The sequence below is a fragment of the Pseudomonas sp. UBA7530 genome, assembly GCF_002479365.1.
In the GTDB taxonomy this organism is placed as follows: domain Bacteria; phylum Pseudomonadota; class Gammaproteobacteria; order Pseudomonadales; family Pseudomonadaceae; genus Aquipseudomonas.
Genome location: NZ_DLMS01000001.1, coordinates 961,079 through 979,184, shown reverse-complemented (window position 1 = coordinate 979,184; position 18,106 = coordinate 961,079). Strand labels below are relative to the sequence as shown.

The window sequence follows — 18,106 nt, the reverse complement described above, 5'->3', positions numbered from 1 at the left end:
TGAATATCTTCTCCGCGAGCACCCAATCATGCTCTTGCCGCCTCCTAACTATGGGAGGCCATACTATGAGCCGCGTATCGAAGATCGGGATGAGTTATTAAAAGAAAGTATTGAGAGCGCAAACCTCAAGCTGGCAAAAAGCGTTGTAGGAAGTGATCAGCCTCTTCAGCCTGATATGGTTTTCAATACTGAAAAAGAGAACGCTGGCCTTCTAGCAAGATATGCATCAAAACATCAGCACCGCATTTTTTTTATAGAAGATACATCAATAACTATCGAGGCTCTTAGCGAAGAAAGAGAATTCCCTGGTGTAGATGTAAAATATTGGATGAGAGAAACCTCATTCACCGAACTAGATCAGCAGCTTAAGTTGCTAGGCAATAATAGGAGGGTTACGGTCAGGTCGGATATTGTTTTGTATTTACCGCCCCACCTGCGTGACACGCCTGATGAAACATATAAGGTGTTTGTAGGGGAGGTTGCTGGATCTATTGTTGATGAAGAGGTTTCTTTCAAGACAAACAAGTTATATCCATGGCTGGATAATAAAACATTCAACAAGTGGTTTGTTCCCAAAGGCGCAAAAAAGCCTATAAGCCAGCTGTCAATTAGCTCCAGCTTGAAGTACGATTTTAGAAATCTAGCCTTGCACAAGCTGATCTCATTTTTGAAAAAAAAGGATCTCCTTGATGTTAAGCATTCTCAGGTAAAGCCGTTGCAGGGGGAGCTTTTTCCAAGGAAAAACTATATAATTTGCGGCGCTACATGCGCTGGTAAAACTGTATTGGCATCATCCCTCACACGCTTTCATGCTTATCAACATATAGAAGCGAGTGATTTTATGAGGTGCGCCCTGTATTCTAGGCATGGATACATGACCACGATGAAAATTCAGGATTTCGCCACAGATGCCTTAAAAAAAGACCCAGGGATTGTAGCTCGCCAGATAGCCTCTTACCTTAAAGATATGCCTACAACGGGCATTGTAATTACTGGGTTTCGCTCACCGGAAGAGATTAAGGTCTTAGAGGAGGAGCTTTCAGGTATTAGCATTGAGGCGCTTTATATAGACAGCAGTCTTGAAATTAGATACCAGCGCAATCGTAAAAGAAATCGTGCTGATGCACCTATCAGCTTTTCTGCATTTCGTAAAAAAAATGACGCGCAAAATGCGATGGGGCTTGATGCGATCCGCGCTCAATCTAAAATAATAAAAAATGAGAAAAGCATATTTGCTTACATAAGAATGACGCTTCAGTTTCTAACGGATAACTCTAATGTAATACCATTTAATTGCGATGTCTCTAAAGTGGTGGAGTTTCTTCCGCTTGAGCAGGCACTTCTTATATCGATGCTAATCGATCATAAAAAAGGGCTTCTTCCTCTCACAACTACGCAAATTGCGAGGAATGCGGAATCTAATATCCCAGGATTGAGGATGAAAGGGGATAAGTATCTTCCCATGGATAAGAATAATGTTAGTAGGTTTTTTAATCAGCGTTTTAGCCCCCATTTTGAAGCGTTTAATCAAAACAAGAAGCTTTACTTTAGCTTGTCACATACAGGCATAAGTGCAGCGATCTCCCTGTTGCGCAAGATATCAGGTGATACTCAATAATCCTGCCTCGAACCCAAAAGGGTTACTGGGTTGACTGTCCGCCTTCGCCGAAAGCCACCCCATTACACCTTAATCCCGCGCTCTTCCGCTGCTGTATAGCCTGCCCGCCCCACACCGTAATCTGCGACAATCCCGCCTTTGCCCTGATTGCCCCGATCCAGATGACTGACCTCGCCACGCTGCAGAAGAAACTCGACCACGTCATGATCGCCGAGCGCCATCGTTTGCGCCGGCAGTTGCATGAGCTGCAGAAGCAGCCCGATGAGGCCAAGCTGGCGCAGTGGCAGGCGCGTTTTCAGGCGTCCAGCGACAAGGTCGCGGCGCGGCGCAGCAGCATCCCCGCCATGCGCTACGACGATGCGCTGCCGATTGCCGCCAAGCGTGACGAGATCAAGGCTGCGCTGGAGAAGAGCCAGGTGGTGGTGATCGCCGGTGAGACCGGTTCGGGCAAGACCACGCAGTTGCCGAAGATCTGCCTGGAGCTCGGCCGGGGCGTGCATGGCCTGATCGGCCACACCCAGCCGCGTCGTTTGGCTGCGCGCAGTGTGGCGACACGGGTGGCGGAAGAGATCGGTACGCCGCTGGGCGAGCTGGTCGGCTATCAGGTGCGTTTCGAGGATCAGAGCAAGGACGGCACGCTGATCAAGCTGATGACTGACGGCATCCTGCTCGCCGAAACCCAGCACGACCGCTTTCTGGAAAAGTACGACACCATCATCGTCGACGAGGCGCACGAGCGCAGCCTCAATATCGACTTCCTGCTCGGCTACCTGAAGACCCTGCTGCCGCGTCGCCCGGATCTGAAGCTGATCATCACCTCGGCGACCATCGATCTGGAGCGGTTCAGCAAACATTTCAATGACGCGCCGATCATCGAGGTGTCCGGTCGCACCTACCCAGTGGAAACCTGGTATCGCCCGTTGGCGGCGGAGGTGGACGAGGAGGGCGAGCGCCTGCTCGATGACCTCTCCATCGACCAGGGCATTCTCGCTGCGCTGGACGAGATTACCGAGCACGAGCGCAGCGTGGGTAAGCGCCCTGGCGATGTGCTGGTGTTCCTGCCCGGCGAGCGCGAGATTCGCGAGGCGGCCGAGGTGCTGCGCAAGGCCAACCTGCGTTTTACCGAGGTGCTGCCGCTGTATGCACGGCTGACGCCGGCCGAGCAGCAGAAGATTTTCGCGCCGATGGCCGGGCGCAAGATCGTGCTGGCCACCAACGTCGCCGAAACCTCGCTGACCGTGCCGGGCATCCGCTACGTGATCGACAGCGGCACGGCGCGCATCAGCCGCTACAGCTACCGCGCCAAGGTGCAGCGCCTGCCCATCGAGCCGATTTCGCAGGCCAGCGCCAACCAGCGCAAGGGCCGTTGCGGGCGGGTCGAGCCGGGTATCTGCATTCGTCTGTACAGCGAGGAGGATTTTCTCGGGCGCCCCGAGTTCACCGACCCGGAGATTCTGCGCACCAACCTGGCGGCGGTGATCCTGCAGATGCTGCACCTGCGCCTCGGCTGCATCGAGGACTTCCCCTTTATCGAGCCGCCAGACGGCAAGGCCATCAGCGATGGCTTCAACCTGTTGCAGGAGCTGTCGGCGGTCAACCGCGAAAGCCAGCTCACGCCCATCGGCCGGCAACTGGCGCGCCTGCCCATCGACCCGCGTCTGGGGCGCATGGTGCTGGAAGGCGCCAAGCAGGGCAGCCTGGAGGAAATCCTCATCGTCGCCGCTGCGCTGTCGGTGCAGGACCCACGTGAGCGACCGATGGATCGCCAGCAGGCCGCCGACCAGGCCCATGCGCAGTGGAAGGATGTGGACTCGGACTTCGCCGCGCTGATCAACCTGTGGCGCGGCTTCGAGGAAAAACGCCAGGAACTGGGCAGCAACCCGCTGCGCACCTGGTGCAAGAAGAACTTCCTCAATTACATGCGCCTGCGCGAATGGCGTGATGCGCACCGGCAACTGGTACTGATCGCCCGTGAGCTGCAGTTGCAGGGTGGGCGTGGTCGCGATGCTGCCGCTGCGGCGAGCAATCGCGGTCAAGACCGCTCCCACAAGATTGCGCCCACCACCGATACCAAGGTCAACGTGATCCTGCGCGAGCAGGCCGAGGCCAGCGAGGCGGCGGTGCGGGCGAAGAACTATGCCGCCGTGCACAAGGCGATTCTTGCCGGTTTGCTCAGCCAGATCGGCCAGAAAACCGAGGACGGCGACTACCTCGGCGCGCGCCAGCGGCGCTTCTGGATTCACCCCTCCAGCGTGATCGGGCGCAAGAAGCCCAACTGGGTGATGGCCGCCGAGCTGGTGGAAACCACCAAGCTGTTCGCCCGTATGGTGGCGAAGATCGAGCCGGATTGGATCGAGCCGCTGGCGGCGCACCTGGTGAAGAAGAACCATCTGGAACCGCACTGGGAGAAGAAGCGCGGCCAGGTGGTGGCGTACGAGCAGGTCACCCTGTACGGCATGATCATCGTCGGCCGCCGCCCGGTGCATTACGGCCCCATCGACCCGCCGGTGGCGCGCGAGATGTTCATTCGCGAGGGGCTGGTGCGGGGCGAGATCAACAGCCGCGTGCGCTGCCTGACTGCCAACCGTCAGTTGCTCGAACGCCTCGACGAGCTGGAGGCCAAGTCTCGCCGCCGCGACATCCTTGCCGACGAGGAAACCCTGTTCGGCTACTACGAGGCGCGCATTCCGCAGGACATCTACCAGGCCGCGAGTTTCGAGAGCTGGTACAAGAAAGGCAGCGCGGCCGATCCGCAACTGCTGATCATGCGCGAGGAAGATGCCCTGGCCCGCGATGCCAAGGAAGTTACCGCCGCGCAGTACCCGGACACCTTGCGCATCGGCGAGCTGCAACTGCCGCTGTCCTATCACTTCGAGCCCAATCACCCGCGTGACGGCGTGACCCTGCGTGTGCCGGCGCCGTTGTTGCCGCAGCTGCAGCCCGAACGCCTGGAATGGCTGGTGCCGGGGCTGCTGGAAGCCAAGTGCATCGCCCTGGTGCGTGGCCTGCCCAAGGCGCTGCGCAAGAACTTCGTGCCGGTGCCGGACTTCGTCAGTGCGGCGTTGGACAAGCTGGTGTTCGGCCAGGGCTCGCTGCCGCAGGCACTCGGTCAGGAGCTGCTGCGCATGACCGGCGCTCGGGTATCCGACGAGGCCTGGGCGGAAGCGGCTGAAAGCATCGAAAACCACCTGAAGATGAATATCGAGGTGGTGGATGCGCGCGGCAAGTTCCTCGGCGAAGGCCGTGACCTGGCCGAGCTGACGGCGCGCTTCGCTGAGGCCAGCCAGGCCGCGTTGGCCATTCCGCAGCAGAGCGACAAACCGAAAGCGGTGGAGGCCAAGGCCTTCGCCGAGGTGGCCGAGAAGGCGCAGCAGAAGATCGCCGGGCTTTCCATGACGGTCTACCCGGCATTGGTGGAGGAGGCCGGGGTGGTCAAGGAAGGGCGCTTCCCGACTCAGGCCGAGGCCGACTTCCAGCACCGCCGTGCGCTGCAACGTCTGCTGCTGCAACAACTGGCCGAGCAGGCCAAGTTCCTGCGCGGCAAGCTGCCGGGGCTGACCGAGCTGGGCCTGCTGTATCGCGATATTGGCCGCGTCGAGGCGTTGGTCGAGGACATTCTGCTGGCCAGCCTGGATGCCTGCATCCTCGAAGGCGAAGCGACCCTGCCGCGTGACGGTGCAGCCCTGGCGCAACTGGCCGAGCGCAAGCGTGGCGACTGGACGGCGCATGCCGAACGTATCGCCCGCCAGGTGCTGGAAATCCTCAAGCTGCACCATGACCTGCAGAAGCGCTTCAAGGGCAAGATCGACCTGGCCCAGGCCATGGCGCTCAACGACATCAAGCTGCAACTGGCCAATCTGGTCTACGCCGGCTTCGTGCGCGAGACTCCGGGCGAGTGGCTCAAGGAGATTCCGCGTTACCTCAAGGCCATCGAGCAGCGGCTGGACAAGGTGGGCGCGCAGGTGCAGCGTGACCGCGTGTGGACGGGCGAACTCACAGGCTACTGGGAACAGTACAAGGCGCGTGCTGCCAAGCATGCCCAGGAAGGCAAGCGGGACCCGCAGCTCACGTTGTATCGCTGGATGCTGGAGGAATACCGCGTGTCGCTATTCGCCCAGCAACTGGGGACGAAGATGGCGGTATCGGACAAGCGCCTGAGCAAGCAGTGGACGCTGGTTGAAGGTTGATGATCGGCGCTCGCCCCGGTGCAGGGGCGAGCCAACCACTGATGAATGCGGAAACCGAGAACGATGAGCGCAAGTGAAGATAAATCCGGGCTGGGGCGCCGTGGCTGCCTGGGCCTGTTCCTGGCCGGCCTGGCCTTTGTGGTGCTGATTTTCGCGGGGCTGATCTACATCATGACCCGCCCGCAGGACGCCGAGATCGAAGCTGGCGAGCGCGCGGCCATCGAGGCCTGCTGGAAGAGCGCGCAGGCCACCGAACGCAGCTTCACCGAGGAGAGTTGCCAGGAGATGGAGAAGCAGTTCCTGCGCAAGTTCGGCCATCAGCCATGAACCTGCTGCAACGCCTGAGCTTCAAGCATCTGGTGGTGGGCTTCTGTGTATTGGCGCTGGGGATCGTGGTGCTGATCTGGTGGCTCAGCGGCGCTGCCTACCTGCGGCCCTATGCCGAGCAGACGGTGATCTTCGGTCAGGGCGAGTTGAAACTGCCGCCCGAGCTGGCCGGGCCTGGACCGATTCGCGTGGTGCACTTCTGGGACCCGGATTGCCCCTGCAACGCGGAAACCGACGCGCACCTGCGCTACCTGATCGGCCTGCACCGCAATGCCGATGTGGCGTTCTACAGCGTGCAGAAGCCGGGCAGCACGGGCGAGATCGCGCCGTTTCTGCGTGGGCGGATGAAGCCCCTGCCGGGCATCGAGGGCATGGAGGCGCTGCCGGCCAGCCCGGCGCTGGCGATCTGGGATCGCGACGGCAACCTGGCCTATGCCGGCCCTTACAGCGAAGGGCTGGTGTGCAACTCCAGCAACAGCTTCGTCGAGCCGGTGCTGGATGCGCTGACTCAGGGGCGCCATGTGTCCCTCGCCAGCGGCCTGGCGGTGGGGTGTTATTGCGCCTGGAAGTAGTGGCGTAGGCAGTAGGTAAAGCTATCGCGGCTGAAGCCGCTCCTACGGGATAGTTGAAAGTCTGGAGCGGCGGAGGGGCTTGCGCTTTAGCCGCGATACTCTTCGCGGCTAAAGCCCCTCCCACACAAGCCACTGCCGGCCGCCGTTCGTAGCCCGGATGCAATCCGGGGCATATATCGAGTCGTTCCGGGGTGTGCGTGGGTTAGGTGAAGCTATCGCGGCTGAAACGAAATGCCGCTCACTTTGCAGGCGCTCACAGCTCCCGTGGGAGCGGCTTCAGCCGCGATGCTTTTGGGCTGACCTCGATGGCCCCGGATTACATCCGGGCTACAACACCAGCCGTCCTCTGTCTCTACTTGACCCCGCTCTGCGCTCAGCCTTTCGGCAAGGCTGACGGTCCTCAGCTACGCATTCGAAATCTCGAAATTCCCTCAATGTCAAGCTCTGGCTAGCTGCCGGCGGACAGCATCTTTCGTGTCATTGATTCCTGTCAATTTGCTGACAAAAAGCTCTAAACCGGGGCTGTGGTCTTTTGTCGCACCCCTCCGACTCTTTGCCGGCTTCTTCCGGCAAAGTGTTTCAAATCATTGCGTATATGTTGCGAAATATGTCGAGGAGAGGCGGTCAACCGGCGCCTAAGTAGGCTGCTAACTAATTGTGCGGGGCTGTCAAAGCCTGCAACATCCGCGCTTCCCACGGTTTACCGCTTCGCTTGCACGGATGCTCAAGCTCTGAGTTCTTGCTGCCGGCCTCTTACTCGATGGGCCGCACGGCAACTGAAGCCGACTGTGGGCTCACTCAGTTGAAGGTCGTGACATGAAAGAAGAGAAATACCATCGTTGTGCGCGCTGGCTGGTGATGGCGATTGCCTTCTCGGCGCTCGGTGGATGTGACTGGGCACTGTTCAACTCGAAAGGGCAGATCGGTGTCGAGCAGGGCAATCTGATCCTGATCTCCATCGGACTCATGCTGATCGTGGTGGTACCCGTGATCATCATGACCTTCCTGTTTGGCTGGCGTTATCGCGAGTCGAACGAGAAGGCCACCTACATGCCCGACTGGGCACATTCGCACAAGATCGAACTGGTCGTCTGGGGCGTTCCCCTGATCATCGTCGCCGTTCTGGCGGTCATCATCTGGCAAACCTCGCATTCGCTCGACCCCTATCGCCCGATCGAATCGGACAAGCCGGCGCTGAACATCGAAGTCGTCTCGCTCGACTGGAAATGGCTGTTCATCTACCCGGACCAGGGCGTGGCCGTGGTCAATGAGCTGGTGATTCCGGAGAAGACGCCGGTGACCTTCCACATCACCTCCGACACGGTGATGAACGCGCTGTCGATCCCGCAGCTCGGCGGGATGATCTACGCCATGGGCGGCCAGCGTACCCAGCTCAACCTGATCGCCAACGAACAGGGCGAGTTCTTCGGCCAGTCCGGCAACTTCAGCGGCGAAGGCTTTTCGGCCATGCGCTTCACCACCCACTCGGTCAGCGACGACGCGTTCGCGCAGTGGGTCGACCAGGTCAAGCAATCGCCCGAGGTCATGGACTTCGCCACCTTCAAGCAGGTGGGCGAGCCCGGCGAAATGGTCAACCACCGCTACCCGGTCTACCCGACCCGTTACTTCGGCCAGGTCGAACCGAACCTGTTCAACAAGGTGATCGGGCAGTACGTGACCCTGAAAGATTCCCACAGCACGGCCATGCACGAAGCAGCGGAGGTGCAGGAGTGAATATGTTTGGAAAACTGACTCTGGATGCGATTCCGTACCACGAGCCAATCATCATGATCACCCTGGCCGTCGTGGCGCTCGGTGGTCTGGCGTTGTTCGCGGCGGTGACCTACTTCAAGAAGTGGGGCTACCTGTGGAGCGAGTGGCTCACCTCGGTGGACCACAAGAAAATCGGCGTGATGTACATCCTCGTCGCGCTGGTCATGCTGGTGCGTGGCTTCGCCGATGCGATCATGATGCGGACCCACCTGGCGATGGCCCACGGTGACGGGCAGGGCTACCTGCCGCCCGAGCACTATGACCAGATCTTCACCGCACACGGCATCATCATGCTGATCTTCGTGGCCATGCCCTTGGTCACCGGCCTGATGAACATCGTCGTGCCGCTGCAGATCGGCGCGCGTGACGTGGCCTTCCCCTACCTGAACTCGCTGAGCTTCTGGCTGTTCGTCGGTGGCGCGCTGCTGATCAACCTGTCGCTGGGCCTGGGCGAGTTCGCCAAGACCGGCTGGGTGGCGTATCCGCCGTTATCGGGGATCAAGTTCAGTCCGGGTGTGGGGATGGATTACTACATCTGGAGCATGCAGCTATCGGGCTTGGGGACGACGCTGACGGGGGTCAACTTCATCGCCACCATCCTCAAGATGCGTGCACCGGGCATGAGCCTGATGAAGATGCCGATCTTCACCTGGACCATCCTGGTGACCTGCGTGCTGATCTGCGGCGCCTTCCCTCCGCTGACCGCGACCCTGGCGATGCTGTCGCTGGACCGCTACCTGGATTTCCACTTCTTCACCAATGAACTGGGCGGCAACCCGATGATGTACGCCAACCTGTTCTGGATCTGGGGTCACCCGGAGGTGTACATCCTCATCCTGCCGGCGTTCGGCGTGTTCTCCGAGGTGGTGGCGACCTTCTCGCGCAAGACCCTGTTCGGCTATGCCTCGATGGTCTGGGCGACCGCGGCCATCGGCGTGCTGTCGTTCGTGGTGTGGCTGCACCACTTCTTCACCATGGGCTCGGGGGCCAGCGTCAACGCCTTCTTCGGCATCATGACCTCGATCATCGCCATCCCCACCGGGGTGAAGATCTTCACCTGGCTGTTCACCATCTTCCGTGGCCGCCTGCAACTGAACGCCATGACCTGGATGACCCTGGGCTTCCTCGTGACCTTCTCCATCGGCGGCATGACCGGTGTGCTGATGGCGGTGCCGGCGGCGGACTTCGTGCTGCACAACAGCCTGTTCTTGATCGCCCACTTCCACAACGTGATCATCGGCGGCGCCGTGTTCGGCTACCTGGCCGGCATCATCTACTGGTTCCCGAAAGCCTTCGGCTTCAAGTTGCTCGACCGCTTCGGCCGCTACTCCTTCTGGTGCTGGCTGATCGGCTTCTACTTCGCCTTCATGCCGCTGTACGTGCTGGGCTTCATGGGCATGACCCGTCGCCTGAACCACTTCGACAACCCGGCCTGGGTGCCGTGGGTGCAGGTGGCCGTGGTCGGCGCCGTGCTGATCGGTATCGGCATCGTCTTCACCGTGGTGCAGTTCGTCACCAGCTACATCAAGCGCAAGGAAAACGTCGACGTGAGCGGCGACCCCTGGGACGGCCGCACCCTGGAGTGGGCGACGTCCTCGCCGCCACCGTTCTACAACTTCGCGGTCATCCCGACGGCGGACAAGATCGACGCCTTCTATGAGGCGAAGAAGAACGGTGTCGAGCTGATGCCTGCACCGGAGCACTACGAGCCGATCCACATGCCGAAGAACACCGGTAACGGCCTGGTGGTGTCGGCGTTCGTCATCGCCTTCGGCTTCGCCATGATCTGGCATATCTGGTGGCTGGCCATCGTCGGTCTGGCCGGTGCCGCGGTCAGCTTCATCGTGCGTTCCTACGACGAAGACATCGACTACTACGTGCAGCCCGAAGAGATCGCGCGGATCGAGCAGGCGCACCACCAAACCAAAGCCAACGCAGTCGTACAGGCCTAACCATGACCGCTTACGAACCCCATTTTCCACATGACGCTCATGGCCACGGCCATGAGCACCACCACGACACCAGTGGGATCAAGCTGTTCGGCTTCTGGGTCTACCTGATGACCGACCTGCTGGTCTTCGCCACGGTGTTCGCCACCTTCGCGGTGCTGAGCAATTCCTTCGCCGGTGGTCCCACCGCCAAGGAAATGCTCAGCCCGGGCCTGCACCTTGTGCTGGTGGAAACCTTCGCGCTGCTGTTCTCCAGCATCACCTACGGCATGGCCATGCTCGCCACCTACCGTGGCGACAAGGGCGCGGTGCTGCGCTGGCTGGGCATCACCTTCCTGTTCGGTGCGGCCTTTATCAGCATCGAGCTGTACGAGTTCCGCCACCTGATCCATGAAGGTGCCGGGCCGCAGGTCAGCGCCTACTGGTCGGCCTTCTTCACCCTGGTCGGTACCCACGGCCTGCACGTCAGTGCCGGCCTGCTGTGGATGCTGGTGCTGATGTTCCAGGTTGGCAGCCGTGGCCTGACCGACACCAACAAGACCCGCGTGGGGCTGCTCAGCCTGTTCTGGCACTTCCTCGACGTGGTGTGGATCTGCGTGTTTACCGTCGTCTACCTGATGGGGGTGCTGTAAATGGCTCACCAAGACAATCACGCCGCCCACGCCGTGGGCTTCAAGGATTACCTGACCGGTTTCATCCTGTCGGTGATCCTCACCGTGATCCCTTTCATGCTGGTCATGCATCCTGAAGTGCTGGGCCTGAGTCGTGGCGCGACCCTGATCACCGTGGTGCTCTTCGGCCTGGTGCAGGTGCTCGTCCACCTCGTGTACTTCCTACACATGAAGACCGACGCGGAAGGCCGCTGGAACGTCGTTTCGATGATCTTCACCGTGTTGATCATTGCGTTCGTGGTCGGCCTGTCGGTCTGGATCATGTGGAGCATGCACTATCACATGATGATCAACTGATGCTGGCGCTCCTGAAGCAGTACCTCAACCTCGCCAAGCCAGGCATCGTCTTCGGCAATCTGATTTCCGTGACGGGCGGTTTCTTCCTGGCTTCGCGCGGCGATGCGAACCTGGCGCTGTACTTCGCGACAGCGCTGGGGGTTTCCCTGGTGATCGCCTCAGGCTGCGTGTTCAACAACTACATCGATCGGGACATCGACCAGAAGATGGAGCGCACCCGTAACCGGGTGCTGGCGCAGGGGCTGGTGTCCCCTGTGCACGCCATCGTCTATGCCTGCGTGCTGGGTGTGGCGGGGGTGGCCGTGCTGTATGCCGCCACCAATACCCTGGCGGTGATGCTGGTGCTCATGGGCTTCGTGGTCTATGTCGGCCTCTACAGCCTGTGGCTCAAGCGTGGCTCGGTGTACGGCACCCTGGTCGGTAGCCTGTCCGGGGCGGCCCCGCCCGTGGTTGGCTACTGCGCGGTGAGCAACGAGTTCGATGCTGGCGCCGCCATCCTGTTGTTGATCTTCAGCCTGTGGCAGATGCCGCATTCCTATGCCATCGCCATCTTCCGTTTCAATGACTACCAGGCCGCGAACATCCCGGTGCTGCCCGTCATCAAGGGGATTTCGGCGGCCAAGCGGCAGATCGTGCTGTACATCGCCGCCTTCGTGGTCGCGACCCTGATGCTGACGCTCAGCGGCTACGCCGGCTACAGCTACTTCGTGGTCGCCGCGCTGAGCGGTGCCTACTGGCTGTGGATGGGCGTATCGGGCTACAAGGCTGTCGATGATCGAGTGTGGGCGCGCAAGCTGTTCACCTTCTCCATCATCAGCATCACCATGCTCAGCGTGATGATGTCGGTGGATTTCATCTCCTCGCCCGAACAGGTATTGGTGACCTCCATCAATCACCTGTGCAGCCAGTTCGCCGGCAGCGCGCAGGGCATCTGCGCGGTGGTCGCCGGTATCTGACCTCGGCCCTGTGGGAGGGGCTTCAGCCGCGACTGTCGCCGCTGAATCGCCTCCCACGGGGACTGTAATACCGCTCTTTACATTCACCACAGGTGGATCGATGAAGCGTGATCCACCCTGTGGTTGAGCGTAAGCGTGGATGGCCTTCGGGCTGTCCATGTATCTCCCTTTCTTTTCCCTTCCCCAAACCGGCAGCATTTGCATTTGTTGTGGCGACTCTGTGAGTTAGTTCGCCAGAGATGGTCTTGCTGGCAGATTGCATCTGAACTACGGTGCTCGCTCCTCGTAGGGACAGAGGCGTGCTATCTGCAAGCATGGAAAAACCATGCGTAGCGGAAGGTGCTCAGTAGATTGACAGGGAGGTTCCATGGCGTTGTTGCGTTCATTGTTGGTTGCGTTGTTGATAGTCAGCCTGATGGGCTGTGCTCAGCGACAGAACGAGCAAAAGCCGGAAGCTGTGCAGACATGCCATGAGGTAGAGAGCTGCCAGCAAGACACGCCAAAGTCAGAGCCCGGTGTGGGCGAGCAACTTGCTCTTGGCGCTGTCTCTGTGGTGGTTGCAGTTGTAGCCATTCCTGTATTTCTTATTTCCTACATGGTCATCTGTCCGTTCTCTGATGGAGGATTGTGCGGCAGCTAGGTTGATGCTTTTGGACATCCAGGCACGAGGCTGTTTGTATGCCTCTTCATGGTAAATCGGGGTGCATTGGTTCAAGCTTTGCGGTTGATCCTCGCCAGCATAGGGAACATGTAATGGACGATCGTGGCCATCAGTATCGGCGCGAAACGGTGTGGCAGACCCAGAATGGGAGCATGCTCTGTGGCTAACCGTGATCTCGGCCGTTTTCCGCGCTTGAAGACGCTGTGCAATCTGGCATTGCTCCTGCTGCAGTTGATCACCTTGGCAGCCTACTGGGGCATGGCCAGCGCCAGGCCCAGCTACATGGCGATCAGTCAGGAGCTCTACCCGAGCAGCGAGCGACTGATGAACAGCTGGCTGGCCGACACGCTGGTCTCCATGCCGGCCATGCTCGTGGTAGGCGCCATCTTCGTGTTGAGCGTCGCCAAGGAGTTTGCCGGCCTGAGCAAGGTCCGGCGAATTCAACTCAATGCGCTGATCCTGAGCGTGCTGCTGGTCGTGCTGTATTTGGCCGCCTCGCCACTCTACGTCGCGGCCGCCTGATCAGCCTGCACTCGATTCCGTAGGAGCGGCTTTAGCCGCGATTGTCGCCGCTAAAGCGCCTCCTACCGTCTCAGATACTGTTCTGATTGACCCGCTGCATCAGCTCCTCGGCCGACTCCTTGCGTTCTGAGTAGCGATCCACCAGTTCCGGGTGGTCGCGCAGCAGCCAGGTGAAGCGCATCAGCTCTTCCATCACATCCACCAGGCGGTCGTAGTAGGGCGAGGGTTTCATGCGGTTGTCGTCGCCGAATTCGAGGAAGGCCTTCGGTACCGAGGACTGGTTGGGGATGGTGAACATGCGCATCCAGCGGCCGAGCACGCGCAGCTGGTTGACCACGTTGAACGACTGCGAGCCGCCGCACACCTGCAGCACGGCGAGGGTCTTGCCCTGGGTCGGACGCACCGCGCCCATGGCCAGCGGCACCCAGTCGATCTGCGCCTTGAACACCGCCGACATGGCGCCGTGGCGTTCCGGTGAGCACCACACCTGGCCTTCCGACCACTGCATCAGCTCGCGCAGTTCATGCACCTTGGGGTGCTCCACCGGGGCATCGTCCGGCAGGGGCAGGCCGGACGGGTCGAAGATGCGTGTCTCGGCGCCCAGGTGCTGGAGCAGGAGCGCGGCTTCTTCGATCAGCAGGCGGCTGAACGAGCGCTCGCGGTTGGAGCCGTACAGCAGCAGGATGCGCGGCGCCGGGGCGTCGCTGGGGGCGGCCGCTGGCAGCAGGTCGCTGTCGAGGTTGGGCAGATCGCTCATGCGATTCTCCTTACAATTCGCCGATCTGGTTCAGTGCCTGCTGCAGCTCGGCGCGGCTCAGGTTGCGCAACGGCAGGGCGAGGAAGGCGCGGCAGCGCCGCTCGATATGCGCCAGGGTGGCGTGGAAGGCTGCGTCGATGGTGGTCTCATCGCCTTCCACGTGGGAAGGATCTTCCAGGCCCCAGTGCGCCTTCAGCGCCGGGCCGAAATACACCGGGCAGGCCTCGCCGGCGGCCTTGTCGCAGACGGTGATGACAATGTCCGGCGGGCTATCTTCGAAGGCCTCGTTGCCCTTGCTCGACAGGCCGGCGGTGGAGATGCCGGCCGCCTCCAGGGTGCTCAGGCTGCGCGGCAGTACCTGGCCGCGGGGGAAACTGCCGGAGCTGACGGCCTGATAGCCGGGCGGGGCAATATGGTTGAACAGCGCCTCGGAGAGAATGCTGCGGCAGCTGTTGGCCGTGCACATGAACAAGACTTTCATCAGGAAGGCTCCGGGTCAGAGGCTCAGGCGCAGGGCCAGAGCGGCAAGAGTCAGCAGGAGGATCGGCAGGGTGAGGATGATGCCGACCCTGAAGTAATAGCCCCAGGTAATACGGATGCCCTTGCGGGCCAACACGTGCAGCCAGAGCAGGGTGGCCAGGCTGCCAATGGGGGTGATCTTGGGGCCGAGGTCGCAGCCAATCACATTGGCGTAGACCATTGCCTCACGTACCAGGCCGCTGGCCTGGCTGGCGTCGATGGCCAGAGCGCCGATCAGTACGCTGGGCATGTTGTTCATGATCGAGGAGAGCAGGGCGCTGAGCAGGCCGGTGCCGATGGCGGCGGCCCAGATGCCTTGCGCAGCCAGCGCGTCGAGCAGGGTGGTGAGGTCCGCCGTGAGGCCGGCGTTGCTCAGGCCGTAGACCACCAGATACATGCCCAGCGAGAACACCACCACCTGCCATGGCGCACCGCGCAGCACCTTGGCCGTGGCGATGTGATGGCCGCGCACGGCCACGCCGAACAGCACCGCCGCGCACACTGCAGCAATCGCGCTGATCGGGATGCCCAGCGGCTCCAGCGCGAACAGACCGAGCAGCAGCACCAGCAGGACGATCCAGCCGGCGATGAAGGTGTGTGGATCGCGGATCGCCTCACGCGGCGCCGGTAGGCTGCCTACGGCATAGCGCGCAGGAATGTCGCGGCGGAAGAACAGCCAGAGCATGCCCAGGGTGGCGGTCACGCTGACCAGATTCACTGGCACCATCACCGCGGCGTAGGCGCCGAAGCCTATGCCGAAGTAGTCGGCCGAGACGATGTTGACCAGGTTCGACACCACCAGTGGCAGGCTGGCGGTATCGGCAATGAAGCCGGCGGCCATGACGAAGGCCAGGGTCGAGGCCGGCGAGAAGCGCAGCGCCAGCAGCATGGAAATGACGATGGGCGTGAGGATCAGCGCGGCGCCGTCGTTGGCGAACAGCGCCGATACCGCTGCGCCGAGCAGAATGCACAGGGCGAACAGGCGTGCGCCATGGCCGCCGGCCCAGCGCGCCATGTGCAGCGCAGCCCACTCGAAGAAGCCGGCCTCATCCAGCAGCAGGCTGATGATGATCAGGGCGATGAAGGTGAAGGTCGCGTTCCACACGATGTCCCACACGGTGGGAATGTCGCCGGGGCTGACCACTCCGGTGAGCAGGGCCAGCACCGCGCCGAGCGAGGCACTCCAGCCGACGCCAAGGCCGCGCGGTTGCCAGATGACCAGAATCAGAGTGAAGACGAAGATGGCGGCGGCGATAAGCATGTGGGCTTCTCAACAGCAAGTGGCGAGGCGGGCAGGGCGGTCGCCCATGTTGGCGAGACGGCTGGCATCCTGCTGCAGCCAGGTGCGGTTGGCAGCTAGGGTGGCGGCCAGCACGTCACGCACCCATTGCGGCAGATCCGGCGCCAGGCGGTAGTACACCCATTGGCCCTGGCGGCGGTCCTGCAGCAGGCCGCTCGTGCGCAGTTGCGCCAGGTGACGTGAGATCTTCGGCTGGCTGTCGGCCAATGCGCAGACCAGCTCGCATACGCATAGCTCACCTTGCTCGACGATCAGCAGTACGGCACGTGCGCGGGTTTCGTCGGCCAGGGATTTGAACAGTGCGGGTGGGGACAGTTGATCGGACATTGGCGGAGCCCAAATATGTGGTTTGCCGAATATACGAAAATCCATATGTGTAAGGCAAACCCGGTGGAGCTCGTCGGGGCTTTGCACTACAGTCCCCGAGCCGGTCGCCGGGACGGATTTTCCCGGCCAGAGATTTCAAGGGAGGCGCTTGATGCGTTTACCGCGCATGCGCAACGTGATGGCCTGGACGCTGGTGGTGCTGTTGTTGATCCTGGTGGCCTTGCTCGGCATTCGTATCGCCGGGCTGTCGGCATTGCCCGAGTTGGAGCCCTGGCACCGCCTGGTGCCGCAGGAGCTGGAGGTCAGCGAGCTGGATGAGGGCGACTGGCAGGCCTACCTGGCTGCCGAGGCGGCCCTTTTCGAGCGCCTGCAACGTGATCTGATCGAGCCGGTCACGGTCTCCGGCACGGCGCCATACAGCCGTTATGCCAGCGACAGCCCGGTCTACCCCGGCAATCTGCCGCATGACTGGAACCGTTCCTTCATCCTGCCGCCTTCGGGCCCGGCGCGAGGCGTGGTGGTGTTGCTGCACGGCCTGACCGACTCGCCCTACAGCCTGCGCCATATCGCGCGGCATCTGAGCGAGCGGGGGCTGCTCGCCGTGGTGCCGCGCATGCCCGGCCATGGCACGGTGCCGGCGGCGCTCACCGCTGCGCATTGGGAGCAATGGCTGGCCACCACGCGCCTGGCTGTGCGCGAGGCGCGGCGTCAGGTACCGGACGGGCCGCTGTATCTGGTCGGCTACTCCAATGGCGGGGCTCTGGCGCTGCGCTACAGTCTGGCGGCGCTGGAGGATGAGCGTCTGGCCATGCCGCAACGCCTGGTACTGATCTCGCCGATGATCGGTGTCACCAGTTACGCGCGTTACGCCGGCTTGGCGGCTCTGCCAGCGGTGCTACCGGCCTTCGCCAAGTCGGCGTGGATGAACGTGCTGCCGGAGTTCAATCCGTTCAAGTACAACTCCTTCCCGGTGCAGGCGGCGCGGCAGACCTACGAGTTGACCCGCGAGGTGCAGAGCGCCTTCGATGCTGCCGAGGCCGATGGCCGTCTGTCGCGGCTGCCACCGGTGCTGGCCCTGCAATCACTGGCCGACAGCACCGTGAGCACGCCCGCGGTGGTGCGCCAGCTGTTCGCGCGCCTGCCGGCCAACGACAGCGAGCTGGTGGTGTTCGATATCAATCGCTCGCAGGCAGCCAGCTCCCTGTTGCGAGCCGATATGAGCGGATTGCTGGAGCAACTGTTGCCAACGGCTCGGCGTGACTACGACCTGACCGTGGTCGGCGTGGTCACCGAGCGGGGCCGTGCAGTCGAGGCCCGACGTATCGCCGCAGGTAGCCAGCAGGTTCAGCGTCAGCCGCTGGGCGTGGACTATCCGAGTCAGCTGTTCTCGCTGTCGCATGTGGCCTTGCCTTTCCCGCCGAGCGATCCGTTGTACGGAAGCGACCCGGCATCGGATGAATCCTATGGCGTATCGCTCGGCACCCTGGCGCCGCGTGGTGAACATGGCGTGCTGGTGGTGGGGTTGGACAGTCTGCAACGGGCAACTTCCAACCCCTTCTACGACTACCTGCTGCAGCGCATCGACGAGCACTTGGAGTGAGCGCCGAGGTGGGCGGCCAGCATGCGTTCCTGCCCCTTTTATGGGTGCGAACACCGGCCGCGGGGCGTGC

At 61.3% G+C, this 18,106-nt stretch carries 16 protein-coding genes; 12 read left to right on the top strand and 4 right to left on the bottom strand.

Annotated elements, in window-relative coordinates:
- Nucleotides 1–28: 28 nt before the first annotated feature.
- The 11 genes from B2U07_RS04685 to B2U07_RS04635 all read left to right on the top strand — a co-directional run bounded on the left by B2U07_RS04685 (nt 29) and on the right by B2U07_RS04635 (nt 13,533).
- Nucleotides 29–1,618, top strand: a complete 1,590-nt coding sequence (locus tag B2U07_RS04685) for a non-canonical purine NTP pyrophosphatase (protein WP_349681756.1) — start codon at nt 29–31, stop codon at nt 1,616–1,618.
- A 161-nt stretch (nt 1,619–1,779) separates the two neighbouring features.
- Nucleotides 1,780–5,805, top strand: a complete 4,026-nt coding sequence (gene hrpA / locus B2U07_RS04680; RefSeq protein WP_296276028.1) for an ATP-dependent RNA helicase HrpA — start codon at nt 1,780–1,782, stop codon at nt 5,803–5,805.
- Nucleotides 5,806–5,868: 63 nt separating this feature from the next.
- Complete coding sequence (locus tag B2U07_RS04675) at nt 5,869–6,132, top strand: hypothetical protein (RefSeq protein WP_161866554.1); 264 nt, start codon at nt 5,869–5,871, stop codon at nt 6,130–6,132.
- Nucleotides 6,129–6,704 (top strand): DUF6436 domain-containing protein, encoded by a 576-nt coding sequence (locus B2U07_RS04670; RefSeq protein WP_296276024.1) that lies wholly within the window; start codon nt 6,129–6,131, stop codon nt 6,702–6,704. Before B2U07_RS04675 ends, B2U07_RS04670 begins: the two co-directional genes overlap by 4 nt.
- Nucleotides 6,705–7,520: 816 nt before the next feature.
- The gene (gene cyoA / locus B2U07_RS04665) at nt 7,521–8,438 is read left to right on the top strand and encodes a ubiquinol oxidase subunit II (RefSeq protein ID WP_296276022.1); all 918 of its coding nucleotides are present in this window, start codon (nt 7,521–7,523) and stop codon (nt 8,436–8,438) included.
- A gap of 2 nt (nt 8,439–8,440) precedes the next feature.
- Nucleotides 8,441–10,429 (top strand): cytochrome o ubiquinol oxidase subunit I, encoded by a 1,989-nt coding sequence (gene cyoB / locus B2U07_RS04660; RefSeq protein WP_296276020.1) that lies wholly within the window; start codon nt 8,441–8,443, stop codon nt 10,427–10,429.
- Between the two features lie 2 nt (nt 10,430–10,431).
- A complete protein-coding gene (gene cyoC, locus B2U07_RS04655) occupies nt 10,432–11,058 on the top strand; it encodes a cytochrome o ubiquinol oxidase subunit III (protein ID WP_296276018.1) in 627 nt (208 codons plus the stop codon).
- Nucleotides 11,059–11,394, top strand: coding sequence for a cytochrome o ubiquinol oxidase subunit IV (gene cyoD / locus B2U07_RS04650; protein ID WP_074675324.1), 336 nt, complete (start codon nt 11,059–11,061; stop codon nt 11,392–11,394).
- On the top strand, nt 11,394–12,350 hold the full coding sequence (gene cyoE / locus B2U07_RS04645) for a heme o synthase (RefSeq protein WP_296276014.1): 957 nt from the start codon (nt 11,394–11,396) through the stop codon (nt 12,348–12,350). The genes cyoD and cyoE overlap by 1 nt, the downstream gene beginning before the upstream one ends.
- Nucleotides 12,351–12,717: 367 nt before the next feature.
- On the top strand, nt 12,718–12,990 hold the full coding sequence (locus B2U07_RS04640; RefSeq protein WP_275544531.1) for a hypothetical protein: 273 nt from the start codon (nt 12,718–12,720) through the stop codon (nt 12,988–12,990).
- A 180-nt stretch (nt 12,991–13,170) separates the two neighbouring features.
- Complete coding sequence (locus B2U07_RS04635) at nt 13,171–13,533, top strand: hypothetical protein (protein ID WP_275544532.1); 363 nt, start codon at nt 13,171–13,173, stop codon at nt 13,531–13,533.
- 70 nt (nt 13,534–13,603) lie between these two features.
- Here the strand turns inward: B2U07_RS04635 and arsH are convergent, their stop codons facing one another.
- Genes arsH through B2U07_RS04615 form a run of 4 tightly spaced genes read right to left on the bottom strand, consistent with a single transcriptional unit; the run spans nt 13,604 to nt 16,436 of the window.
- Entirely contained in the window at nt 13,604–14,290 is a 687-nt protein-coding gene (gene arsH / locus B2U07_RS04630; RefSeq protein ID WP_275544533.1) for an arsenical resistance protein ArsH, read from the bottom strand.
- Nucleotides 14,291–14,300: 10 nt separating this feature from the next.
- Nucleotides 14,301–14,771, bottom strand: a complete 471-nt coding sequence (locus B2U07_RS04625) for an arsenate reductase ArsC (protein WP_275544534.1) — start codon at nt 14,769–14,771, stop codon at nt 14,301–14,303.
- Between the two features lie 15 nt (nt 14,772–14,786).
- The gene (locus tag B2U07_RS04620) at nt 14,787–16,070 is read right to left on the bottom strand and encodes an arsenic transporter (protein WP_212630117.1); all 1,284 of its coding nucleotides are present in this window, start codon (nt 16,068–16,070) and stop codon (nt 14,787–14,789) included.
- 9 nt (nt 16,071–16,079) lie between these two features.
- The gene (locus B2U07_RS04615; protein WP_161866542.1) at nt 16,080–16,436 is read right to left on the bottom strand and encodes a metalloregulator ArsR/SmtB family transcription factor; all 357 of its coding nucleotides are present in this window, start codon (nt 16,434–16,436) and stop codon (nt 16,080–16,082) included.
- 151 nt (nt 16,437–16,587) lie between these two features.
- On the opposite strand from B2U07_RS04615, the gene B2U07_RS04610 reads away from it, so the two are divergent.
- Nucleotides 16,588–18,036 (top strand): alpha/beta hydrolase, encoded by a 1,449-nt coding sequence (locus B2U07_RS04610; RefSeq protein ID WP_296276006.1) that lies wholly within the window; start codon nt 16,588–16,590, stop codon nt 18,034–18,036.
- Nucleotides 18,037–18,106 lie beyond the last annotated feature (70 nt).